The organism is Streptomyces sp. 135, assembly GCF_020026305.1.
Classification (GTDB): domain Bacteria; phylum Actinomycetota; class Actinomycetes; order Streptomycetales; family Streptomycetaceae; genus Streptomyces.
Genome location: NZ_CP075691.1, coordinates 2747318 through 2769372 on the forward strand (window position 1 = coordinate 2747318; position 22055 = coordinate 2769372).

The following is a 22055-nucleotide window of genomic DNA, read 5'->3' on the forward strand; positions in this document are numbered from 1 at the left end:
GGGAGGACACCATGCAGGAACTGAGCATCGACGCGACCATCCGCATGCGCTATCTGGCGCATCCGTTGCAGTGCATCCCTTTGAAAGGCGTGTTCAGCTATCGCACCTCCGACCCGCTCGCCGTCCGGTTGGAACTGTTCAGCCGCAACCTTCCGTTGTCCACCTGGACTTTCAGCCGGGACCTCCTGATGAACGGCTTGGGAGCACGGTCCGGCGAGGGAGACGTGGAGGTCTGGCCCTCCGTCGAGGCCCAGCCCCGCACCCTGTACCTCGCGCTCAGCGGGGCCACCTCGGTCGCGGCCCGCCGCCGTGCTCTGCTGTGCTGTTCGGCGCCGGCGGCCGAGAGATTCGTGCAGAAGACCGTCGCTCTCGTGCCCCCGGGAAACGAAGAGCTGGGCCTGGAGGCCGCCCTCGCCGCCCTCCTGTCCTGAGCGGAATCCGGAACCGAAGGGGTGCACGCCGCTCCAGGCACGCCGCAGCCTCGCACGGACGGGAGTACCGACGTCGGGTGTCGTATCGGGTCAGCCAACGAAAGGCGTCAAGTCGCGCTTCATGCTCGCTCGATCAGCTTGTGTGGTCTTTGTTGGAACTCCGCCCCCGGCGGGACGGCCCGCTAGTGTCGGTGCTGGACCGCTGACGATGAGCCCAAGTCCGGCGCAGATCTGACGTGGTGGGGCGCGAGCGGGAGGTTTCCGTCGACTCCACGATCTGCCGGACCCACCAGCAGGCCGCCGGGGCCCGGAGAAGGGGGACCGCGATCCGGGCCGGTCGCGTCCGGACGGCTCGGTGGCCGAGCCGGACGACCACTCCATCGGCCGCTCGCGCGGCGAGCTGACCACGAAGATTCACCTCGCTGTCGACTCCTCCTCCACGTTCTGGCCACGGTCATCACCGCTGGCTAGCGATGCGTCGCGACGCGCTACGGCAAACTCGCCGTCCGCTACGAAGCCACCATTCAGGAGGGCACGACGGGCCGAGGAGGGAACCCCGCCTTCACCACCCGCACCACGACGATGCGGCAGCCCTTTCGCCCCGGCCGGCGCCCAACGAGCTGATGGTTGAAAACACGCCGAAGGCACTGGCGAGAACATGTCACGGAATGATGAGGACACAAGCCTTAACGTGCCGTAGTCCAACACCAACGCCGAGGATGGGAAATCGGTAGCCCCTACCGGTCCGACACGCCAAGGGGGAGCCGTTAGGGGGACGGAGCCCGAGCCATGGGTACGCGGTCTTCAAGACGTCAGAGACTCGAATACAGCACCGAGAAGCGGCGTGCGGGCCTGGGCTCTCGACCAGATCACCGATACAGGTGGTCGGTCCGAGCCTGCCATGCCCGAACTGATCACCTCCTACGGAAGGCGAGACAGTTCGGATGGAAACGGTCGGTTGGGCAACCGGTGCGGTTGCTGCGCTCGGGGGGGGTGTGTCCTGGTACTGGGGTATGTCCTCGATCAGATCCCAGCGCTTGCAGACAAGGCCGTACGGGCCATCGCAGCCGTGCGTCGGCTGCGCGACGAGTGGCTCCGGGGGTGAGCCGCCTCCCGGAGCCTCCGCACCTCGTCCAGTTAGGTGTGCAGGTTAGATCGCCGCCGTATCACGGGGCGGATCGGTCGGGCACGGGCCTGGTGCGCTGGTCGAGGCCGAGAGTTCGCAGCAGCCAGCCAACAGATTTTTTGCGCCTGCCCCACCACAAGCAACGCCGGGTTGCTGGTCCGAGATGTCCGCGGACCTGTGCCTACGGTGCGCGCGACGAGCAGAGATTTCCAACAGGACTGGGGGCGCGGGTGAGCACCACTTCGGCAGGACCGGTGAGCGCGGCCGAGCTGCGGCGGCGGGTTCGCGCTGCTGAAGCACTAAGACCGTGTCCTACGTGGTGAGGCGTCGTTGACCTCGGTATGGGACGGGGCGCGTGGAGTTGGATTGTTCCGGATGGGCTGTGGGAGATCGCGAAGCCGCTGATCCCGCCGTCGAGGGTGCGGCCGCAGGGCGGCGGAACACAGGACACGCCTGATGAAACGCTGTTCGCGGCCATCATCTACGTACTGGTCAGCGGCTGCGCCTGGCGCCAACTACCGCCTTGCTTCGGCATATCGAAGTCGACCGCCCACCGCCGGTTCCTGATCTGGTCGAGAGCCGGAGTCTGGGGGCGGCTGCACGAAGCCGTGCTGCGCCGACTCGACGACGCCGGCCTCATCGACGTCACCCGCGTCGTCCTGGACACCGCCCACGTGAGGGCTAAAAAGGGGGCGAACGCACAGGTCCGAGCCCCGTGGACCGGGGCAAGCCGGGTTCCAAGATGCACGTCCTGTCGGACGCGAACGGACTGCCCCTCCTCGTCGGCGTCTCGGCCGGCAACACCCACGACAGCGAAGGGCTGAAGCCCATGGTCGAGGGTCACCAAACGAGACATGACCCCCACCGCGGCCGGTACCTCAAGCCCCAGCGCCTCCACGCAGACAAAGCCTACGACCGCGCCGACCTGCGGAAATGGTTACGTGGCAAACGGATCGGAGTACGGATCGCGCGCAAAGGCATCGAGTCCAGCGAACGATTGGGCCGCCGCCGCTGGGTCATCGAGCGGACGATGTCCTGGCTGTCCGGCTACCGACGCCTGAGCCCTCGCTACGAACGCGATCCCCGCAACTACCTGGCCTTTCTCGGACTGGCAGCCGCCCTGTGCTGCTACAAACGACTCATCCGCCTCACCACGTAGGACACGGTCTTAGTGCCGTCAACGGTGACCGCTGACAACTATTCCCGACTAGTGGAGCACAGGGCACTACTCGTGTCGAAGCCGTCGGCTGTTCGACGGCGGCGGCCGGTTCGGCGAGCTCTGGCATGTCGCAGAACCTATCGCGAGGGGCTTTGTGCGAAAGCCGTTTTGCGAGAGGTTGTGAGAACGAAGATCAGGGATAAACCGGACGCGGTCCGGTGAGGATTTCCGACCTCTCAGAACTACTCATTTGTGCGACCGACTACGACGGTACCGCCCCTTCACCTTCTGTGCGTCAGCGTGTCACGGAGGTTATGCCCAGGCGCTCCTGCGCCGCGGCCCCGGACGACAGGTTGCGCGGGGCGGCGGGTTGCAGTGATGGCGACTCCGGCAAGGACGAGAATGCCCCCGAGAACTGCCGTGTGACTTGGTGCTGTTCGGGTGAGTGCCGTGTCGATGCCGAGGGCGGCGACGGGAACGCCGTACAGGACCAAGGAACTGGTGGAAGCCGTCGTTGCCGACAGGGTGCGGGACCAGGACCAGAAGGCAAGAACGGTGCAACCGACACCCAGCCAGACCACTGCGGCGGTGCGGTGCCAGTCGGCCGTTGCCGCTTGGGAGATGGTCGAAGGCAGGAACGGCAGAAGCGGCACGATTCCGAAGAGGCTGCCGTAGAAGGTGCATTCGGTGCCGGAGTACCGAGCGAGCAAGGGTTTTTGCACGACAAACGATGTGGCCTGAGCCGCCGCGGCCATGATGACGAGCCCCGCTCCGGCGAGCGTGCCTCCACTGTGCCCAGTGGTCACGGCGATCAGGAGTGCCCCGCACAGGGCCACAACGAGGCCGGCCACCCCTTGGGCCCCGGGGTGCTCTCCCAGGAGGAACATTCCCATGAGGGCGACGAAGACGGGAGAAGTGGAGACGAGCATGGCTGCGGTTCCCGCGTCCACGCTCTGCTCACCCGCGTAGAGCAGCAGCTGGTAGGCCGTCATGCCCGCAAGCCCGAAGGTCGCCATCCGCGTCGCGTCGGGCAGCCGCAGAACACCGATGCGCTTGCGGAGCAGGCAGGGAAGCAGGAGGAGTATCGCGATACCGATTCGCAGCATGGCGATTGCCGTCGGAGAGTATCCCGGCAGTGCGATGCCAATCGCGGGGAAGGCCGATCCCCACAGCACCGCCGTAGCGGCCATCGGCTTCCACGGGAAGGCCGACGCCGCACGTATGGCAGTCATCGTGATGTTCCGAACATTCGGCTCAACTCCGGATCATAGCTCATCAATTTGGGTTAATCGCTAAGCTATCCCTGCCGGGCCGAATAAGGGAAATAAGGGATTTCGCCTGCGTGGCAAAGTTGTACTTATGGAGCGGAGGAGTGGCGTCATGTTCGGACGAGCGCTGCAGTTGGAGATGTCGCTGGACCTCGCGGTCGTCACGCTCACCGAGCAGTTGGAACGTAGCGGGTTCACCGTCCTGGCGGGTTACGACCAGCAGGCGATGACAAGTGAGGCGGCCCCGGCGGTGTGGCTGTCTCTCTGGCACGGCAAACTGGGGTCCGAGGCAGTCCGAATATGCCCGGACGCCGCGGTGCTTGGGGTACTCACGGCCGTCGTGCGCAGGGACCACGGCACCGGGCAAACTCACGTCCGCCTACCAGATCCGGCTACTCTCCTCATGCTGTCGGACTGCCCTGCTATGAATGCCGTGTCCGAGAGCCTTACGCGCCTCATCGATCAAGCAATGGTCTCTACCCTCATGGCTGACACTCCATCGTGATTCCTGCCTTCACCGAGGAGTTCGCAGCGAGCCTGCAGCACCTTGGCCGGCGTCCGCCAGCGGACCTTGTTCATGCGGCCTGGCCGAAACCTTCGGCGGTCACGTTCCCGTCGCGGAGCTGGGTGAAGTCGACGTCCAGATTCGTCTCGTACGCCTCGGGCTGGATGCCGAGTTCATGCGTGCTGTACTCGCCGAACCGGTTGATGTGTTCGGTCAGATATGGCGAGATGTGGGCCAGGTCCTCCGGCTCGATCGTCCGGCCCTCGTCCAGCAACTGCCGCACGATCCCGCGATGTCCAGGGCGTTGTGGAAGATGACCGCGTTGGTGAGCAGGGCGTTGCACTTCATCGCCTTCTCCTGCTCGACGGGGTCGTTGTCCACGATGACCCCTTGGTTGCCGAAGCCGATCCACTGCGAGAAGCCGTTGAACGCTTCGGTCTTGTTCGTCGCCGCGGTCACCCGCCGGCGAAGCGCCGGATCGGACAGGTAGCGCAGCAACTGCACGGTGCGGATCACCCGGCCGACCTCGCGGAGGCGGCGTAGGTGGCGTTCTTCTTGGAGTCCGAGCGCAGCCGCTTGAACAGCGTGGACGAGGAGATCGCCCCCTTTCGTACGGAGACGGCGACCTTCATCAGGTGGCGGAACTGGGACTCGATCAGGTGCACCGGCGGGACCAGCTCCCTTCTGCCCCGGCTCTCTACGAGGCACGAGGCCGTGTCTGGGGGCGGCGCAGCCTCATTCCCGGCGGCTGTGCCGGGCGCCACTGACCGGGCGGCATGCAGAAACAGCGCCCGGACTGGTGGTACCGGACGTATGAGCCTCAGCTGGGCTCTCCCCGCCCCTCCTTCGTGCGGCGCCGACGTCAGACGGCGCCAAATTCGTGCGCAGCGCTGCCGCGCCACTCCACTCACTGCGGGCCGTCCAGGACGGCCTCGGGGTCGGCGAAGCCAGTGCCTGCGAGGAACACAACCAGGTCGCGGTCACTGTAGGCAGCGCCAAGAATCTCGTCCCGGTCGTTGCTGTGCACGGTGACCCTCCGGCCCCGCCCACCCGGGAGGGCCGGTGCACAACGATCGGCGCGTTTGTCACGCCTCCCAGCGTGCCCCCGGCTGTTCCGCGGGGCGAGTCGACCGGGCAGTTGTTCTCAGGACAAGCCCTACGGTGCATCACCACGGAAGGGCGGGAGGAGAGCAGCCTCCCGCCCTTGTGCACGGTCGTTCTATGCCTCAGCGCTTGAGACCGCCCGGGAGCGCGGAGCAAGGCTCTGCCCCATCGCCCTCTCGATTGAGATCCGGATGACCACCCGCTCCGGATCGGGTGCCGGCGTGCGCCCGTATCGCTCTCCGTAACGGATGACAGCATCCTCGACTGTTGCGGCGTCTGTGCAGACTTCGGCCACCCCTTCGAGAGTTGCCCACCGGCCGCCGTCCACCTGGCACACCGCAACCCGGGCCTCACTACCGCCCGCAAGGAGGGCCGGGTCACCGGCGTCGTCCGCGAGGGAGAGGCCGCGGTCGGCCGCAATGCGGGCGAGGGTCGGTTCACCGACGCGACGAACGACGTCGTCCTCGACCGGACGGGTCCGGGCCCGCTCCCGTTGATGAACAGCTTGCCCTCATCGGCGAACCAACACCCGTACGCATACCAGCGGTTGAGTGGGCCATCTGGCTGGCCGACGAGTCCGTTCAGGCCCGCTACTGGGCCAAGGTCTACCGCACCTCGTCAACCGAGGACTGCTGGTTCTTCTTCGGCGGGATCTCCAGCACCGGCCACGCCAGCTTCAGGGCCGCCTCGCGGCCGGGCAGGACCCGACGCGGCACGGTGCCGGGCCACCTCTACGGGTACCAGCTCGCGCACGGTGTCATCCCTCGACTCGGTTGGGGTACCGACAGCCCGACCGTCAGCCACACCTGCGACAACCACTCCTGCCAGCAACCGACACACCTCCGACTTGGCACCCCGGCCGAGAACCGCGCGGAGTGGCTCACCCGCCGCCGCGACCCCGGCAGCCCCCTCGCAGACCTCCGCGGCCCCGCCGACCGCTCGCGCGCGATCGGTGCCGCAATCCGCGCGGGCCGAGACCGCGGCGAGTCCGAGACCGAGATTGCCCGCCGAATCGAGGTAGCCGTCGCCGCAGGGCGGCCTCTGAGCCTGTGGTAGGTCTCGCCACAATCCGACTAGGCGAAAAGTGCGACCTCTCCGTGCCGACCCGTCCCTCCGAGGCCGAGCGCAAGAACTTTACGACCTTACTCCGCTTGCGGTGTAGTGGCGCCTGGGTCGCCTCACGGCCGGGCGCGCCCCACAGGTGACTTGAAGCCGTACTTCTGCGCTGCCCGCTGTGCCCGCACCCGCTGCCCTTTCATCTGCATCTGCGCGAACTGCTCACTGACCCCGTAGGCAGCCGCAACGCGCGCGTTGTCCCAGCCGTCGAACGCCATGCGCTCGGCTGCCGCCAGAGGCACCAACAGTTCGCCGGCCATGAACGTGGCCTGCTTCTCCTGCTCCGGATTGAACTGCCGCTTGTGATCCTCACCAAGAATCACGCCGTCGAAGGAGTGCTCCAGCAGGAAGTGGCCGAGCTCATGGGCAATGTTGGAGCGGCGGCGGACGGGTATGTGGGACTCGTTCTCGACGATCACCCGTGCCGTCCCGAGCGGCACCAAGGCAGCTGACCAGGCCGAGGAACTGCTCACCGTGAAGTGGTGGAGTGCGGCGACGGTCATCTCGAACTCCTGGAGGCCTTCAAGGGTGTACACGTCGATGCCGTGCTCCTCGGCCAAGACATACGGGTCGAGCGGGTCGGTGGGCCCCAGACCGAGCCCGGTGCCTTCCTCCTGTGCGACCTCGCGCATCAGCGCCTGCGTCCAGCACAACTCAGCTGCTCCGGGATTCACGTTCCGCGCGGAACCGCCGTGCGGCGGCACTGATCACCTCTTCGAGGTACGCGACGTCGTCGCCACTGAGATCGCTGCGCGCCCGGAGAAGAGGAACGAGCGACGCCACCAACTCAGGTTCTTCCCCGACGGATCCGTCCTGCGGTGTCACGTAGAAGGTCTCCGCCGGCATGCGCAGCCATGTCGTCATGGCCGCGAACGCGGTGACGTCCGGTTTCAGCCCGTTGGCCATGCGGGAGATGGTCGAGGCGCTCACGCCGAGGTCCTTGGCGAGCTGTCTCCATGACAGCCCCTTCTCCGCGCGCGCCGCATCCAGCGCTGCGTGCAGAGCCTGCACGTCCACGGTCGGACTCTCGCTCATCATTGTCCCCGATTTCCATCACTGCTCGATTTGTCGATCACCTCTGCTACAGCGTATCTGCTCGACATTTAGAGCAGTGATGCACATTCGCACCGTTGCCCGTCTGCGTATCCGACAGGAGGACTGCCATGCCTCAGGACAACCACGGGCCCGCGCCCGTCACGATCGTCGTCAACACCCGCCCGCACACCTGGGAGGCTAAGGAGATCACCTATGAGCAGGTCGTCGAGCTCGCCTACCCCGGCCAGCCGCCGAACGACCAGGACACCTACACCGTCCGCTACAGCCGCGGGCACGACGGACACGGAACGGGCAGCCTCACGGCCGGCCACAGCGTCCGAGTGAAGAAGGAGATGGTCTTCGATGTTTACCGCACTTCTCGCTCGTGACCCCGACCTCTCCCGCCTGCTCGACAACGGCTTCGACATCGTCGTTCACGCCGGTCACATCGTCGTGCGGCATATCCCATACGTCACCGAGAACCGCGCCGTCGAGTACGGATTCCTCACCTATCCCGTGACCGTCAGCGGAGACCGCCTGGTCTCCGGCACCGACCACCGCATCTGGTTCGGCGGGTCCACGCCGTGCACCGAGCACGGCCGCCCCCTGCCCCTCGCCAATCCGGAGACCCGGGTGGTCGCCGAGGGTATGCAGGCGAACTTCATGCTCTCCAGCAAGCCCAGCCCGAACGGGTATCCCGACGAGCACACGAAGATCACCGCGTACACGCGGATCATCGCCGACCACGCGCACGCGCTCAATCCTTCGGTGACCCCCACCCCCGGGGCAGCGTGGCAGGAGATCGAGGACGACAGCCCCTTCGTCTACCGGGACACAGCCACCTCCCGCGCCGGCATCGCGACCGTCAACCACCGGTTTCGAGGTCACAGCATCGTGATCGTCGGTCTCGGGGGAAGCGGTAGCTACATCCTCGACCAGGTGGCCAAGACCGAAGTCGACTCCATCCTCCTCATCGACGGCGACACCTTCGAGAACCACAACGCCTTCCGAGCGCCTGGCGCCCCCACCCTCGACACCTTGCGTGACCGTCCGCCCAAGGCCACCTACTTCGCCTCGGTGTACTCGAACATGCACCAGGGCGTGACCGCCTGCGCGCAGTACCTCGACGAGGACAACCTGGACCTGCTCAACGGAGCGACGTTCGTATTCCTCGCTTCCGACGACGCGGCCAGCAAGCCTGCGATCATGGACTGGCTCGAAGCCCACGACGTGCCGTTCATCGACGTCGGCATGGGCATCGAAGAGATAGACGGCCGTCTCAGCGGACTGCTGCGCGTCACCACGAGCCTTCCGGGCCGCCGTGACACAGCCCGTCACCGCGTCCCGCGACCGGCACCCAAACGCGATGCCTACGCACGGAACATTCAGACCGCGGACCTCAACGCGCTCAACGCCATCCTGGCCGTCATCCGCTGGAAACGCTCCATCGGCGTCTACGCCGACGCCACCGACGAGAGCCACACCACGTACTCGCTGATCACCAACGAGATCGCCAACGAGGATCTGCGGTGACCACACAAGACGCCCTGCATCCCCTCTTCACCGAAACCTTCCCCGCAACGATGGACGAAGGGCTGCTCTACATCTCGGTCCCCTACCGCACCTGCAGCCACCTGTGCTGCTGCGGGTGCGGCCACGAAGTCATCACGCCGCTCTCCCCGGCTCAATGGTCCGTAACCTACGACGGCGAGAACGTCTCCCTCTCCCCCTCAATCGGCAACTGGTCCCTCCCTTGCCAGTCGCACTACTGGATCCGCGACGGCCGCGTCCGCTGGAGCCGCCGGTACTCGGCGGCGGAAGTGGATCAGAACCGGGACCGGGACCGTCGCTTGCTGGCGCGAGACACCCGGGAAACCGGGCCCACCCGGCTGTCCAGGCTCCGTCGCCATCTGCTGTTCTGGCGCCAGTAGGTGGCCCGGCGACTTCCCGGTACTGGTACTGCACAGCTGGAATTTAAAGGAACAGGAGGCCGGACGCCCCGAAGTGAGTCCGGCCTCTTGACGTCCTGCAACGCCCTCAAGCCGCCTTGGCGACGGCCTGCGTGATCGCAGCACCCATCGCCCACTCGACGGCTGCCACGACCTCGTCGTCCGAGGACTCCAGGAGGTGTCCGTACCGGTCGACGGTCGTCGTGATCGACTCGTGGCCGAGGCGGGCCTGGATCACGGGCAGCGGGACCTTTCCAGCGATGAGCCAGGAAGCGTGGGTGTGGCGAAGGTCGTGGATGCGCGGGCGCTTGGTGAGGCCGGCGGTGTTGGCCGCGTCCAGGGCGGGCTTCCAGCGGTGCGCGTGGAACACGCCGGAGTGCCAAGCCCCGCCCTCTGGGGCAGTGAAGAAGAGGTCGGTCGGCTTCTTCCCCTTGCAGATCCGCTGGAACAGCTGCACCTGGTCGGGGGTGAGCACGAGGGTCCGGCGTGACTTCTTGGTCTTGGGGGCCCCGAGGAACGTCCCGCCCTCGCCCCGCCGCTTCCACGCGCGCTGCACGCGGAGCGTCGGCCGCTTGGAGACGAAGGTGAAGTCCCGAGGCTGGAGCGCCGTCACCTCTCCCCACCGGAGGCCGGTGCTGACCAGCGCGTCAATGATGTCGATAGCGTCGGCACGTACGTACGCGCGCAGGAGGGCGTACTCCTCGGGCTCCAGGAAGACCTCGTCGTCCTCTGTGTCGTTCCCCTTGGGCAGCTTGGTATGTGCGCAGGGGTTCGAGTCGCGGAGAGCCGGGTCGGCGTCCACGGCCGACTGGAGGATGCTGTAGAGCAGGCCGTGGAGGTTGGCGATCGTCTTCGCCGCGTACGCGCGGCGCTTCGTCCCCCGGAGCATGCAGGGGGCCCGGTTTCCCATCCTGGAGATCCAGGATCCACCGACTGACGTGATCGCGAGTGATCCTCTCCCCTCGATCTGAGACGGACAGCTCTCCGAACCACGGGACCATGTGGTTGTTGATGAACCTCGTGTAGTTGGTCCTGGTGTGCTCGGATATGTCGGTCAGGAGCCCTACGTAGGCGTGGGCGTAGGCCGGAAACTTCTCCGCATCCGGCGTCGGCGGCTCGCTGATCTCGACGAAGCCCTCGCCCTTGACCCACCCCGGCGGCCATTGCTGTCCGTGACCATTGACCAGGTCGCGGAAACGTTCGCCTGCGTCTCATCGTCGAACGTCTCGCGGCACCAGCGGCCCGTTCGGGTGCCCCCGGCCCGCCACATGACGGTGTAGGAGGGGTCTCCGGACAGCCGGGGATTGGTCTTGATGTAAGCCATAGGAGTGATCGTACGAGGCTTCGGTGCGGCGTTCGTGCGGCGAACGCCTCGTCCGAGCTAGCGTGAAACCGGCATCCTCGCAGGTCACGACGTTTCTTCCGTGGTGGGGCGGGTGGGACTCGAACCCACGGCCGACGGATTATGAGTCCGCTGCTCTAACCGGCTGAGCTACCGCCCCTAACGGCGCGTCGCGCACATTTGTGCGCGCCGTCTGCCGCAGCATAGCCGCTCATACGATCTCCTGCTTCGGATGGTCGGCAACGCTCGACCATGATGACCGCAGGGCAGCCGTCGTGGTTCCCCGGGGTACGAAAAAGACCCCTGAGCGGCTCCTCAGGGGTCCTTCCGTACAGCTCTCCCGACTGGACTCGAACCAGTAACCTGCCGGTTAACAGCCGGCTGCTCTGCCAATTGAGCTACAGGAGACCGAGCTCCCCCGACTGGACTCGAACCAGTAACCTGCCGGTTAACAGCCGGCTGCTCTGCCAATTGAGCTACAGGGGATCGTCTCGTTTGCATCGAACGCACCTACCTGGGAACTCTCCGGGCGGCGGTCGTTCGCTGCGACACATACATTAGCGCAAGCAGGGGGGTGCTCCGCCAATCGGTATCCCCTCGGCCGATCAGCAGACGAGCGACAGACGAGTGACAGCCGCGCGACAGAACGCGCGACTGAGGTGCGAGAGACGTGCGACGCCGACGCAAGGAAAGGGTGGCAGCCATGCGGTACCGGCTCACATTCGTGGCGGGACTGGCCCTCGGGTACGTGCTCGGGACCCGGGCCGGACGCGAGCGTTACGAGCAGTTGAGGAAGTCCGCCCGCGAGATCGCGCAGAACCCGGCCGTGCGCAACACCGTGGAGTCCGCGAGCCAGCAAGGGCGCGAGGTGGCGGGCAAGGCCTTCCATTCGGTCTCCGAGAAGATGGGCGACCGGATGCCCGACTCGGTCGCCGACCGGGTGCGGTCGCTGCGCGAGCGGGGACAGGGCTCCGGCGAGGACGACTGGGGCACGAGCAACACCTAGCGGCACGCGGGCCCGTGACCGCCGGTGGCCTTGTGCCGCCGGGGGTACGGGACACCTGGTGCGGTGCGGCAGAATTCCTGGCATGGGGATAGTCGCAGGGTTGGACAGTTCGCCCGATTTCACGCGCATTGTGGTCTGTGACACGGACACGGGCGCCGTACTCAAGCAGGGTTACGCCCCGCATCCGCTGGAGAGCGCGGAGGGGGGCGGCCGGCCCTCCGACGTCGATCCGCAGGCATGGCTGCTCTCCCTCGGCGAGGCGGCGGGCGGCGGGCTGCTCGAAGGCGTGCAGGCCATCGGCGTCTCCGCCCAGCAGAACGCGCTGGTGCCGCTGGACGGCCACGGCAACACGGTGCGGCCCGCGCTCGTCGGCAACGACCGACGTGCGCAGGTGGCCGCCGTGGATCTGATCGACGCCCTCGGCGGCCGCGAGGCGTGGGCGCAGGCCGTGGGGTGTGTGCCGCAGGCCGCGCAGCCCGTGACGAAGCTGCGCTGGCTGGCCAGGACCGAGCCGGAGGCGGCGCGGCACGTGGCCGCACTCATGCAGGCCCCCGACTGGCTGGTGTGGCAGCTCCTGGGCCGCCCCGCGCGGCGTACGACCGACCGCGGCGGGGCCTCCGGCACCGGCTACTGGTCGGCGGCGACGGGCGCGTACCGCCCCGACCTCGTCGAGCTGGCGCTCGGGCACCAGGCGATGCTGCCCGAGGTCATCGGTCCCGCCGAGCCCGCGGGGACGACGCCCGAGGGGCTGCTGATCTCGGCCGGCACCGGCGAGACGATGGCGGCCGCCTTCGGGCTCGGGGTCCAGCAGGGCGACGCCGTGGTGTCGCTCGGGGCATCGGGGTCGGTGATGGCCGTGCACCACGAGGCGCTGGTCGACGCGCGCGGGATGATCACCTCGCTCGCGGACGCCACCGGGATGCAGCTGCCGGTGGTGCACACCATGAACGCGGTGCGGGTGCTGCGCGGCACCGCCGAGATGCTGGGCGTCGCGGATCTGGAGGAGCTGTCCGCGCTCGCCATGAAGTCGACGCCGGGTGCGCACGGCCTCGCCCTCCTCCCCTATCTGGAGGGGGAGAAGACGCCGAACCTGCCGCATGCCGCGGGGACGCTGACCGGGCTGCGGCGCGAGTCGATGAAGCCCGAGCATCTGGCGCGGGCCGCGTTCGAGGGCATGCTCTGCGGGCTCGGGGACGCGCTCGACGTGCTGCGCGTGCGCGGGGTGGACGTGCGGCGGGTGTTCCTGCTGGGCGCCGCCGCCGAGCTGCCCGCCGTGCAGGCGGCGGCTCCGATGCTCTTCGGTACGCAGGTCGTGGTGCCGCAGCCCGCGGACTACGCCGCGATCGGCGCCGCGCGCCAGGCCGCGTGGGCGCTGACGGGGCAACTCCCGCTCTGGCAGGGGGCGGCGGCGCAGATCTTCGAACCGGGCGAGGAGCTCGCGGTGGGCCAGGCGGTGCGTCAGCAGTACTCGACGGTCCGGGAGCAGTCGCACCCCGGCGCGTTCTCCTGACCCACCGGCGGGAGCACCGCCCGGTCCTTGTGTGACCCCAGTTCTTTACCGGGGCTTATTTTTGACCGGGTCATGGGTTAATCGGTTGCCGCCTGAGGGGTCGGGTGCCGCAGGATGGGGGGCGGCCTCGCCGAACTCGCTGCCACCCGACCCCTTTCGAGAGACCGAGCGTGCTCATACGACTCCTGCGGACGTACCTGCGCCCGTACAAGAAACCGATCGCCCTGCTGGTGCTGTTGCAGTTCCTCCAGACCTGCGCCGCGCTCTATCTGCCCACACTGAACGCCGACATCATCGACAACGGCGTCGTCGAGGGGGACACGGGTTACATCCTCACCTTCGGCGGCGTCATGATCGCCGTCACCATCGTGCAGATGGTCTGCAACATCGGCGCCGTCTTCTACGGCGCGCGCACCGCCTCCGCCCTCGGGCGCGACGTCCGGGCCGCCGTCTTCGACCGCGTGCAGTCCTTCTCCGCGCGCGAGATGGGCCAGTTCGGCGCCCCCTCACTGATCACGCGGACCACCAACGACGTCCAGCAGGTGCAGATGCTGGTCCTGATGTCGTTCACGCTGATGGTCACCGCGCCCATCATGTGCGTCGGCGGCATCGTGATGGCGCTCGGCCAGGACATCCCCCTCTCCGGGGTGCTGGTCGCCGTCGTACCCGTCCTCGGGATCAGCGTCAGCCTCATCGTGCGGCGCCTGCGTCCGCTGTTCCGCACCATGCAGGTGCGGCTCGACACGGTCAACCGCGTGCTGCGCGAGCAGATCACCGGCAACCGCGTCATCCGCGCCTTCGTCCGGGACGCGTACGAGAAGGAGCGCTTCCGCGGGGCCAACGCCGACCTGACCGACGTCTCTCTCGGCAGCGGCAGGCTGCTCGCGCTGATGTTCCCGATCGTCATGACCGTCGTGAACGTCTCGTCGGTCGCCGTCGTCTGGTTCGGCGCGCGGCGCATCGACGGCGGCGACATGAAGATCGGCGCGCTCACCGCGTTCCTCGCCTATCTCATGCAGATCGTGATGTCGGTGATGATGGCCACCTTCATGTTCATGATGGTGCCCCGCGCGGAGGTCTGTGCCGAGCGCATCGAGGAGGTCCTGGACACCGAGTCCAGCGTGGTGCCCCCGGCCGAACCGGTGCGCGAGCTGCGCAGCCACGGCCACCTGGAGATCCGGGGCGCGGGCTTCCGCTACCCCGGCGCCGAGGAGCCCGTCCTGAGGGCCATCGACCTGGTCGCCCGCCCCGGTGAGACGACCGCCGTGATCGGCTCGACGGGCAGCGGCAAGTCGACGCTGCTCGGCCTCGTGCCGCGGCTGATCGACGCGACCGAGGGGCAGGTCCTGGTCGGCGGCGTGGACGTGGCCAGCGTCGAGCCCGCGCTGCTCGCGCGGACCGTGAGCCTGGTCCCGCAGAAGCCGTACCTCTTCGCGGGCACGGTCGCGACCAACCTGCGGTACGGCAATCCGGACGTGACGGACGAGGAGCTCTGGCACGCCCTGGAGGTCGCCCAGGCCAAGGAGTTCGTGGCGGGCCTGGCGGAGGGGCTCGACGCGCCGATCTCGCAGGGCGGCACCAACGTCTCCGGCGGCCAGCGCCAACGCCTGTCCATCGCGCGCACGCTGGTGCAGCGCCCGGAGATCTACCTCTTCGACGACTCGTTCTCCGCGCTCGACTACGCCACCGACGCGGCGCTGCGCGGCGCGCTGTCCCGGGAGACCGCCGAGGCGACCGTCGTCATCGTCGCGCAGCGCGTCTCGACCATCAGGGACGCCGACCGCATCGTGGTCCTCGACGAGGGCCGGGTCGTGGGCAGCGGCCGCCATCACGAGCTGATGGAGAGCAATGAGACCTACCGGGAGATCGTGCTCTCCCAGCTGACGGAAGCGGAGGCCGCGTAATGCCCCCTGGCATGGGTGGACCGATGATGGGCCCCGACTCCCGGTCGATGGACTTCAAGGGCTCCGGCAAGCGGCTGCTCGCGCAGTTCAGGCCGGAGCGCACCACGATGTACGGGATGATCGCGGCCGGAATCCTGAGCGTCGCGCTCTCCGTCCTCGGCCCGAAGATCCTCGGCAGGGCGACCGACCTGATCTTCGCGGGGATCATCGGCCGTGACATGCCCGCGGACCTGACGAAGGAACAGGTGATCGAGGGCCTGCGCGACAAGGGCGACGGCGGCATGGCCGACATGCTCACCGGCGTCGACTTCACGCCGGGCGAGGGCATCGACTTCGGCGCGATGGGCGAGGTCCTGCTGCTCGCGCTCGGCACGTTCCTCGCGGCCGGCCTGCTGCTGGCCGTGGCGACCCGGCTCTCCAACCGCGCCATCAACCGGACCGTCTTCCGGTTGCGTGGCGACGTACAGGAGAAGCTGTCGCGGCTTCCGCTGTCGTACTTCGACAAGCGGCAGCGCGGCGAGGTGCTGAGCCGTGCCACGAACGACATCGACAACATCAACCAGACGCTCCAGCAGACGATGGGCCAGCTCATCAACTCGCTGCTGACGATCATCGGCGTGCTGGTCATGATGTTCTGGGTGTCGCCGCTGCTCGCGCTGGTGGCGCTGGTCACCGTGCCGCTGTCGTTCTTCGTGGCGATGAAGGTCGGCAAGCGGTCTCAGCCGCAGTTCGTGCAGCAGTGGAAGACCACCGGCAAGCTGAACGCGCACATCGAGGAGATGTACACCGGGCACGCCCTGGTGAAGGTGTTCGGCCGGCAGGAGGAGTCGGCGAAGGCGTTCGCCGAGCAGAACGACCAGTTGTACGACGCCGGGTTCAGGGCCCAGTTCATCAGCGGCGCCATGCAGCCGCTGATGTTCTTCATCTCGAACCTGAACTATGTCCTGGTGGCCGTGGTGGGCGGGCTGCGGGTCGCGTCGGGCTCGCTGTCCATCGGTGACGTGCAGGCCTTCATCCAGTACTCGCGGCAGTTCTCGATGCCACTCACGCAGGTCGCCTCGATGGCGAACCTCGTGCAGTCGGGCGTCGCGTCCGCCGAGCGGGTCTTCGAGATCCTCGACGCCGAGGAGCAGGAGGCCGACCCGGTGCCGGGCGAGCGTCCCGCGAAGCTCAGCGGGCGGGTCGAGATGGAGCACGTCTCCTTCCGCTACGCCGAGGACAAGCCGCTCATCGAGGACCTGTCCCTGGTCGTGGAGCCCGGCCACACCGTCGCCATCGTCGGGCCGACCGGCGCGGGCAAGACGACGCTGGTCAACCTGCTCATGCGGTTCTACGAGGTGACGGGCGGGCGCATCACGCTGGACGGCGTCGACATCGCCGGCATGTCGCGGGACGAACTGCGGGCCGGGATCGGCATGGTCCTCCAGGACACCTGGCTCTTCGGAGGCACCATCGCGGAGAACATCGCGTACGGCGCGGCGAAGGAGGTCACGCGCGAGGAGGTCGAGGAGGCGGCGCGCGCGGCCCACGCGGACCGTTTCGTGCGCACCCTGCCCGACGGGTACGACACGGTGATCGACGACGACGGCACGGGCGTGAGCGCGGGCGAGAAGCAGCTCATCACCATCGCGCGGGCGTTCCTGTCCGATCCGGTGATCCTGGTGCTCGACGAGGCGACGAGTTCGGTCGACACCCGCACGGAGGTGCTCATCCAGAAGGCGATGGCACGCCTCGCGCACGGGCGTACTTCTTTCGTCATCGCGCACCGGCTGTCCACGATCCGTGACGCCGACACGATTTTGGTGATGGAGAACGGAGCGATCGTCGAGCAGGGGACGCACGATGCCCTGCTGGCGGCGGGCGGGGCGTATGCGCGGTTGTACGCGGCGCAGTTCGCGGAGGCGGTGGCGGAGGTCGACTGACGCCCCGTAGGGGGCGCCCCGGCGGTCAGTCCAGATAGCCCCTCAGCTGGTCCGCGAACGCGTGGTCGCGGGTGCGCGGCCTGCCGTCCGCGAGGCCGTAGCGCAGCTGGACGACCTTGCGCTCGCGCTCGCCGAGCGTGGAGAGGACCGCCTCCAGGTGCTCGCGGAGCAGCAGGAACGCGGCGGATTCCACGGGGGACGTCGCGTCGCCGTCCTCGATGAGGTCGCCGAGCGCGACGTCGTCCTCCTCGCCGACGGGCGCGTGCAGCGAGACCGGCTCCTGCGCCAGCCTGAGGACCTCGCTGACCCGCTCGGGGGGCAGGTCCAGCTGGGCCGCCACCTCCTCGGGCGTGGGCTCGTACCCGCGCTCCTGGAGCATGCGGCGCTGGACGCGCACGACGCGGTTGATGAGCTCCACGACGTGCACGGGCACGCGGATGGTGCGGGCCTGGTCCGCGAGGGCGCGGGACATGGCCTGCCGGATCCACCAGGTCGCGTACGTGGAGAACTTGTAGCCCCGGGCGTAGTCGAACTTCTCCACCGCCCTGATCAGGCCGAGGTTCCCCTCCTGGACGAGGTCGAGCATGGTGAGGCCGCGGCCCACGTACCGCTTGGCGACGGAGACGACCAGGCGGAGGTTGGCCTCGATGAGGCGGCGCTTGGCCATCCGGCCCATGACGACCAGCTTGTCGAGGTCCAGGGCGAGTTGGGAGTCCAGGTCGGGGGTGTTGCCCAGCTTCTCCTCGGCGAAGAGGCCGGCCTCCACATTGCGGGCGAGCTCCACCTCCTCCGCGGCGGTGAGCAGGGGGATCCGCCCGATCTCGCGCAGGTACTGGCGGAACAGGTCGGAGGACGGGCCGCCGGTGTCGGTGCGGCCTCGGGGGGCGGGGAGGTCGGCGGTCTCCGGTTCGAGGGCCTCGGGGGGTTCCAGGACTTCGGGGGTCTCGGACTCGGGGTGCAGCGGGGCGCGGCTCTGCGGCGGGACCGCCTCCAGGACGTCCTTGTCCGCTTCGGGGTACGCGGCGGTGTCGTTCTGGGCGAGGGTCTGGGTCTGGGTCTGCACGGGGGCGACCTCCAGGGTGATCGCTGCTGAGGCGTGCGGCAACGGGAGAGGGACGACGGCCTCGCCGCTGTCCGTCCCGGACACGAGGGGTGGAACCGCGGGGGTGTCGGGCCCGCTGTCTGCGGGCCGGCCGCGCTCCGAGGACTCAGGCACCGGAACCCAGTGTGGGGTACGACACACGGCCGCCACGAGGGGCGTGCGGTGACTTTTTGAGTCCGGTCCGTAACCGCGTGGTTACTCGTGGGGCAACCCCCGCCGGCCGCGCCTGCGGGCCACGTGTCTAGAGGGCGTCGGCCCCGCGGTCGCGCAGCGCCTGGCCGTACTGCTGGAGGACCCACAACTCGTTCTGCACCGCGGTCAGCCGCTGCGGGTCACCGCCGGCGCCCAGGCGGGCGAGGCTGCCCTGGACGTCGCGGATGCGGCGGTCGACGGCGCGCAGCCGGACCTGGACGAGCTGCACGCCCGCGTACACCTCGTCGACGGTCTTGCGCAGGATCGCCTCGACGGCCAGCTCGGTGACCATGCGGCGCACCGTGTCGTCGGGCGCCGCGTCGAGCACGCGCGCGAGGTAGGCCTGCGCGTCGGCGATGCCCGCCTCGGCGCCGCCCGCCTCCTCGATGCACTGGCGCACGGCCGCATAGGGCGGGGCGGTGAACTCGTCCACCCCGTACGCGTCGAAGGCAGGGGAGACCAGCTCGGGGCGCTGGAGGGCCAGCTTGAGCAGCTCGCGCTCGGTGCGGTGGGCGGGGCTGCGCAGGGTGAGCGCGGGGCCGCTGGGCGGGGGCGGTCCCTGCGCGTACGTCTGCTGGGGTCTGCCCTGCGGCTGCGCGGGGCCCCGGCCGCCGCGGTCACGGGCCCAACGGGCCAGCTGCGCCACGCGCTTGACGACGAACTGCGTGTCGAGGATGCCGAGCATGCCGGCGAGCTGGACGGCCACCTCGTGCTGCGCGCCGCTGTTCTTGATGCGGGCCACGACGGGCCCCGCCTCGTCCAGGGCGGCGGCGCGGCCGGCGGGGGTCTCCAGGTCGTACCGGGAGACGATCTGGCGCAGGGCGAACTCGAAGAGCGGCGTGCGGGGCTCGACGAGGTCGGCGACCGCCTCGTCGCCCTTGGCCAGGCGCAGCTCGCAGGGGTCCATGCCCTCGGGCGCGATGGCGATGTACGTCTCGGCGGCGAACTTCTGGTCGTCCTCGAAGGCGCGCAGGGCGGCCTTCTGGCCCGCCGCGTCGCCGTCGAAGGTGAAGATGACCCGCGCCGAGCCGTTGTCCATCAGGAGGCGGCGCAGGATCTTGATGTGGTCGCCGCCGAAGGCCGTGCCGCAGGTCGCGATGGCGGTGGTGACGCCGGCGAGGTGGCAGGCCATGACGTCGGTGTACCCCTCGACGACGACCGCGCGGGAGGTCTTGGCGATCTCCTTCTTGGCCAGGTCGACGCCGTAGAGGACCTGGCCCTTCTTGTAGATCGGGGTCTCGGGGGTGTTGAGGTACTTCGGGCCGTTGTCGTCGTCGCGCAGCTTGCGGGCGCCGAAGCCGACGACCTCGCCGCCGATGTCGCGGATGGGCCACATCAGGCGGCCGCGGAAGCGGTCGATGGGGCCGCGGCGGCCCTCCTGGGAGAGGCCGGAGAGGGTCAGCTCCTTGTCGGTGAAGCCCTTGCCGCGCAGATAGCGGGTGAGGTGGTCCCAGCCGGCCGGGCTGTACCCCACGCCGAAGTGCGCCGCGGCGGCCTGGTCGAAGCCGCGCTCGGCGAGGAACTTGCGGCCGATCTCGGCCTCGGGGCTCTCCAGCTGCTCCACGTAGAACTGGGCGGCGACCTTGTGGGCCTCGACCAGGCGGATGCGCTCGCCGCGCTGGTGGCTGGGGTTGTACCCGCCCTCCTCGTACCGCAGCGTGATGCCCGCCTTGGCGGCGAGGCGCTCGACCGTCTCCGAGAACGTGAGGTGGTCGATCTTCATCACGAAGGCGATCGTGTCGCCGCCTTCCTGGCAGCCGAAGCAGTGGAAGAGGCCCTTGCTCGGGCTGACCTGGAACGACGGGGACTTCTCGTCGTGGAAGGGGCACAGGCCCTTGAGGTTTCCACCTCCGGCGTTGCGCAGCTGGAGGTAGTCGGAGACCACGGCGTCGATCGGGACCGCGTCCCGAACCGCCTTCACGTCCTCGTCATTGATCCTGCCTGCCACGTACGAATACTACGGCTCGCCTGTGACACTCCCGCCCGGGCCGCCGCCCGGCCCTCACGCGAGCAGCGACTCCAGGGGGACGGACGGGTCCGCGAGGCGCTCGATGTCCGGGCGGGCGCCCGTGCGGATCAGCTGCTGGACGGTCTCCGTGACCTCCCACACATTGACGTTCATCCCGGCCAGCACCCGTCCCTCGCTCAGCCAGAACGCGATGAACTCCCGCTTCCCGACGTCTCCGCGGGCCACCACCTGGTCGTACGTGCCCGGGGGCGCCCAGCCGGAGTACTCCAGGCCCACGTCGTACTGGTCGGAGAAGAAGTACGGCACGCGGTCGTGTCGGACGTCCTGGCCGAGCATGGCGCGGGCGGCCGCCGGGCCGCCGTTCAGGGCGTTCGCCCAGTGCTCGACGCGCAGCCCCGTGCCGAAGAGCGGGTGGTGCTGGGCGGCCACGTCGCCCGCCGCGTAGATGTCGGGGTCCGAGGTCCGCAGCGAGGCGTCGACCAGCACGCCGCCGCCGTGCGCGCGGTCGGCCAGGTCGAGGCCCGCGGCCTCGGCGAGCGCCGTGCGCGGGGCGGCGCCGATCGCGGCGAGCACGTCGTGCGCGGGGTGCTCCTCGCCGTCGTCCGTCTGGACGGCGAGGACCATGCCGTCCTGGCCGACGATCTCGGTGAGCGAGGCGCCGAAGTGGAAGCGCACCCCGTGCTCGGCGTGCAGGTCGGTGAAGACCTGACCGAACTCCGGGCCGAGGACGCCGTGCAGCGGGGTCGGCTCCCGCTCGACGACGGTGACCTCCGCGCCGTACTCCCTGGCGGCCGCCGCGACCTCCAGGCCGATCCAGCCCGCGCCCGCGATCACCAGGTGGCCGTTGTCCCTGCCGAGGGCCGCGAGGACCTGCCGGAGGCGGTCGGCGTGGGCGAGGCGGCGCAGGTGGTGGACGCCCGCGAGGTCCGTGCCGGGGATGTCGAGGCGGCGCGGCTCGGCGCCGGTGGCCAGGAGCAGCTTGTCGTAGTGGACGGCCGTGCCGTCGCCGAGGCGCACGCTCCTGGTGGCGCGGTCGATGGCGACGACGGGCTGGCCGAGGTGCAGCTCCACGTCGGCTTGCGCGTACCACCCCGGTTCGTGGACGAAGACGCGGTCGCGCTCCTCCTTGCCGAGGAGGTAGCCCTTGGACAGGGGCGGGCGCTCGTAGGGGTGGTCACGCTCGTCACCGACGAGGATCACCCGGCCGGTGAATCCCTCGGAACGGAGCGTCTCGGCCGCCTTGGCGCCGGCCAGACCTCCTCCCACAATGACGAACGTCTGATGCGCGTCGACCACTTGATGCCTCCTTGCCGGGGGGTACCGGGGGTGGCCCCCGGAAGAACACAGCCTTGCCGAAGAACACAGCCTTGCCGCCACAGGGAGCGTCCCGCACGGAGCGTGATGGGGGAAGGGGG

20 protein-coding genes, 3 tRNA genes and 2 pseudogenes are annotated in these 22055 nt (G+C 68.7%); 11 read left to right on the forward strand and 14 right to left on the reverse strand.

Features of this window, described 5'->3' with window-relative positions:
* Positions 1–11: 11 nt before the first annotated feature.
* The 3 genes and pseudogenes from KKZ08_RS12365 to KKZ08_RS12375 all read left to right on the forward strand — a co-directional run bounded on the left by KKZ08_RS12365 (position 12) and on the right by KKZ08_RS12375 (position 2716).
* Positions 12–431 carry an SsgA family sporulation/cell division regulator gene (locus tag KKZ08_RS12365; protein WP_223774496.1) on the forward strand — a complete coding sequence of 140 codons (420 nt, stop codon included), beginning with the start codon at positions 12–14 and terminating at the stop codon, positions 429–431.
* Positions 432–691: 260 nt separating this feature from the next.
* Positions 692–849 (forward strand): annotated as a pseudogene (locus KKZ08_RS12370) (IS5/IS1182 family transposase); the annotation flags it as partial.
* Between the two features lie 1049 nt (positions 850–1898).
* A protein-coding gene (locus KKZ08_RS12375) for an IS5 family transposase (RefSeq protein WP_223774497.1) occupies positions 1899–2716 on the forward strand; the annotation gives its coding sequence in 2 pieces (ribosomal slippage) (positions 1899–2241 and positions 2241–2716; 819 coding nt in all).
* 281 nt (positions 2717–2997) lie between these two features.
* Here the strand turns inward: KKZ08_RS12375 and KKZ08_RS12380 are convergent.
* Positions 2998–3948 (reverse strand): DMT family transporter, encoded by a 951-nt coding sequence (locus tag KKZ08_RS12380; RefSeq protein ID WP_223774498.1) that lies wholly within the window; start codon positions 3946–3948, stop codon positions 2998–3000.
* Between the two features lie 148 nt (positions 3949–4096).
* Here KKZ08_RS12380 and KKZ08_RS12385 point away from each other — a divergent pair, with 148 nt between their 5' ends.
* The gene (locus KKZ08_RS12385; protein ID WP_223774499.1) at positions 4097–4489 is read left to right on the forward strand and encodes a hypothetical protein; all 393 of its coding nucleotides are present in this window, start codon (positions 4097–4099) and stop codon (positions 4487–4489) included.
* 70 nt (positions 4490–4559) lie between these two features.
* Here the strand turns inward: KKZ08_RS12385 and KKZ08_RS38630 are convergent, their stop codons facing one another.
* From KKZ08_RS38630 to KKZ08_RS12405, 6 genes and pseudogenes are all read right to left on the reverse strand, one after another.
* Positions 4560–4763 carry a transposase gene (locus KKZ08_RS38630; protein WP_263303340.1) on the reverse strand — a complete coding sequence of 68 codons (204 nt, stop codon included), beginning with the start codon at positions 4761–4763 and terminating at the stop codon, positions 4560–4562.
* Positions 4703–5005, reverse strand: coding sequence for a transposase (locus KKZ08_RS38635; RefSeq protein ID WP_263303341.1), 303 nt, complete (start codon positions 5003–5005; stop codon positions 4703–4705). Before KKZ08_RS38635 ends, KKZ08_RS38630 begins: the two co-directional genes overlap by 61 nt.
* Positions 5002–5154: a Tn3 family transposase gene (locus tag KKZ08_RS38640; RefSeq protein ID WP_263303342.1), complete on the reverse strand. Its 153-nt coding sequence runs from the start codon at positions 5152–5154 to the stop codon at positions 5002–5004. The genes KKZ08_RS38635 and KKZ08_RS38640 overlap by 4 nt, the downstream gene beginning before the upstream one ends.
* Before the next feature lie 554 nt (positions 5155–5708).
* Positions 5709–5942 (reverse strand): annotated as a pseudogene (locus KKZ08_RS12395) (nitrilase); the annotation flags it as partial.
* 829 nt (positions 5943–6771) lie between these two features.
* Entirely contained in the window at positions 6772–7341 is a 570-nt protein-coding gene (locus tag KKZ08_RS12400; protein ID WP_223774500.1) for an ImmA/IrrE family metallo-endopeptidase, read from the reverse strand.
* A gap of 22 nt (positions 7342–7363) precedes the next feature.
* Positions 7364–7726 carry a helix-turn-helix domain-containing protein gene (locus KKZ08_RS12405; protein ID WP_223774501.1) on the reverse strand — a complete coding sequence of 121 codons (363 nt, stop codon included), beginning with the start codon at positions 7724–7726 and terminating at the stop codon, positions 7364–7366.
* A gap of 146 nt (positions 7727–7872) precedes the next feature.
* Here KKZ08_RS12405 and KKZ08_RS12410 point away from each other — a divergent pair, with 146 nt between their 5' ends.
* From KKZ08_RS12410 to KKZ08_RS12420, 3 genes are read left to right on the forward strand one after another with little or no spacing between them, the layout of a single operon-like run.
* A complete protein-coding gene (locus KKZ08_RS12410) occupies positions 7873–8133 on the forward strand; it encodes a multiubiquitin domain-containing protein (protein WP_223774502.1) in 261 nt (86 codons plus the stop codon).
* The gene (locus KKZ08_RS12415; RefSeq protein WP_223774503.1) at positions 8108–9277 is read left to right on the forward strand and encodes a ThiF family adenylyltransferase; all 1170 of its coding nucleotides are present in this window, start codon (positions 8108–8110) and stop codon (positions 9275–9277) included. Before KKZ08_RS12410 ends, KKZ08_RS12415 begins: the two co-directional genes overlap by 26 nt.
* Entirely contained in the window at positions 9274–9675 is a 402-nt protein-coding gene (locus KKZ08_RS12420) for a DUF6527 family protein (protein WP_223774504.1), read from the forward strand. Before KKZ08_RS12415 ends, KKZ08_RS12420 begins: the two co-directional genes overlap by 4 nt.
* 106 nt (positions 9676–9781) lie before the next feature.
* On the opposite strand, the gene KKZ08_RS12425 is transcribed toward KKZ08_RS12420, so the two are convergent.
* The 4 genes from KKZ08_RS12425 to KKZ08_RS12440 form a co-directional block, all read right to left on the reverse strand.
* Positions 9782–10582: a site-specific integrase gene (locus KKZ08_RS12425; protein ID WP_223774505.1), complete on the reverse strand. Its 801-nt coding sequence runs from the start codon at positions 10580–10582 to the stop codon at positions 9782–9784.
* Between the two features lie 536 nt (positions 10583–11118).
* A tRNA-Ile gene (locus KKZ08_RS12430) sits at positions 11119–11195 on the reverse strand.
* A 175-nt stretch (positions 11196–11370) separates the two neighbouring features.
* A tRNA-Asn gene (locus KKZ08_RS12435) sits at positions 11371–11443 on the reverse strand.
* Between the two features lie 5 nt (positions 11444–11448).
* Positions 11449–11521, reverse strand: a tRNA-Asn gene (locus KKZ08_RS12440).
* A gap of 217 nt (positions 11522–11738) precedes the next feature.
* On the opposite strand from KKZ08_RS12440, the gene KKZ08_RS12445 reads away from it, so the two are divergent.
* The 4 genes from KKZ08_RS12445 (at position 11739) to KKZ08_RS12460 (ending at position 17377) form a co-directional block, all read left to right on the forward strand.
* Positions 11739–12041, forward strand: coding sequence for a YtxH domain-containing protein (locus KKZ08_RS12445; RefSeq protein WP_223779025.1), 303 nt, complete (start codon positions 11739–11741; stop codon positions 12039–12041).
* A gap of 82 nt (positions 12042–12123) precedes the next feature.
* Complete coding sequence (locus KKZ08_RS12450) at positions 12124–13551, forward strand: FGGY family carbohydrate kinase (protein WP_223774506.1); 1428 nt, start codon at positions 12124–12126, stop codon at positions 13549–13551.
* Positions 13552–13721: 170 nt separating this feature from the next.
* Complete coding sequence (locus tag KKZ08_RS12455; RefSeq protein ID WP_223774507.1) at positions 13722–15455, forward strand: ABC transporter ATP-binding protein; 1734 nt, start codon at positions 13722–13724, stop codon at positions 15453–15455.
* Between the two features lie 23 nt (positions 15456–15478).
* Positions 15479–17377, forward strand: coding sequence for an ABC transporter ATP-binding protein (locus KKZ08_RS12460; RefSeq protein ID WP_223779026.1), 1899 nt, complete (start codon positions 15479–15481; stop codon positions 17375–17377).
* Positions 17378–17402: 25 nt separating this feature from the next.
* Here the strand turns inward: KKZ08_RS12460 and KKZ08_RS12465 are convergent, their stop codons facing one another.
* The 3 genes from KKZ08_RS12465 to KKZ08_RS12475 all read right to left on the reverse strand — a co-directional run bounded on the left by KKZ08_RS12465 (position 17403) and on the right by KKZ08_RS12475 (position 21936).
* Positions 17403–18593: a sigma-70 family RNA polymerase sigma factor gene (locus KKZ08_RS12465; protein ID WP_223774508.1), complete on the reverse strand. Its 1191-nt coding sequence runs from the start codon at positions 18591–18593 to the stop codon at positions 17403–17405.
* Positions 18594–18720: 127 nt separating this feature from the next.
* Complete coding sequence (gene dnaG, locus KKZ08_RS12470; RefSeq protein ID WP_223774509.1) at positions 18721–20619, reverse strand: DNA primase; 1899 nt, start codon at positions 20617–20619, stop codon at positions 18721–18723.
* A 54-nt stretch (positions 20620–20673) separates the two neighbouring features.
* Positions 20674–21936, reverse strand: a complete 1263-nt coding sequence (locus tag KKZ08_RS12475; RefSeq protein WP_223774510.1) for an FAD-dependent oxidoreductase — start codon at positions 21934–21936, stop codon at positions 20674–20676.
* Positions 21937–22055: the final 119 nt, after the last annotated feature.

Bases quoted from the DNA above. Each gene is read 5' to 3' on its own strand.
- KKZ08_RS12365 (WP_223774496.1), top strand. From the start codon at position 12: ATGCAGGAACTGAGCATCGACGCGACCATCCGCATGCGCTATCTGGCG.
- KKZ08_RS12380 (WP_223774498.1), bottom strand. From the start codon at position 3,948: ATGACTGCCATACGTGCGGCGTCGGCCTTCCCGTGGAAGCCGATGGCC.
- KKZ08_RS12385 (WP_223774499.1), top strand. From the start codon at position 4,097: ATGTTCGGACGAGCGCTGCAGTTGGAGATGTCGCTGGACCTCGCGGTC.
- KKZ08_RS12400 (WP_223774500.1), bottom strand. From the start codon at position 7,341: ATGCGCGAGGTCGCACAGGAGGAAGGCACCGGGCTCGGTCTGGGGCCC.
- KKZ08_RS12410 (WP_223774502.1), top strand. From the start codon at position 7,873: ATGCCTCAGGACAACCACGGGCCCGCGCCCGTCACGATCGTCGTCAAC.
- KKZ08_RS12415 (WP_223774503.1), top strand. From the start codon at position 8,108: ATGTTTACCGCACTTCTCGCTCGTGACCCCGACCTCTCCCGCCTGCTC.
- KKZ08_RS12425 (WP_223774505.1), bottom strand. From the start codon at position 10,582: ATGCTCCGGGGGACGAAGCGCCGCGCGTACGCGGCGAAGACGATCGCC.
- KKZ08_RS12445 (WP_223779025.1), top strand. From the start codon at position 11,739: ATGCGGTACCGGCTCACATTCGTGGCGGGACTGGCCCTCGGGTACGTG.
- KKZ08_RS12450 (WP_223774506.1), top strand. From the start codon at position 12,124: ATGGGGATAGTCGCAGGGTTGGACAGTTCGCCCGATTTCACGCGCATT.
- KKZ08_RS12460 (WP_223779026.1), top strand. From the start codon at position 15,479: ATGATGGGCCCCGACTCCCGGTCGATGGACTTCAAGGGCTCCGGCAAG.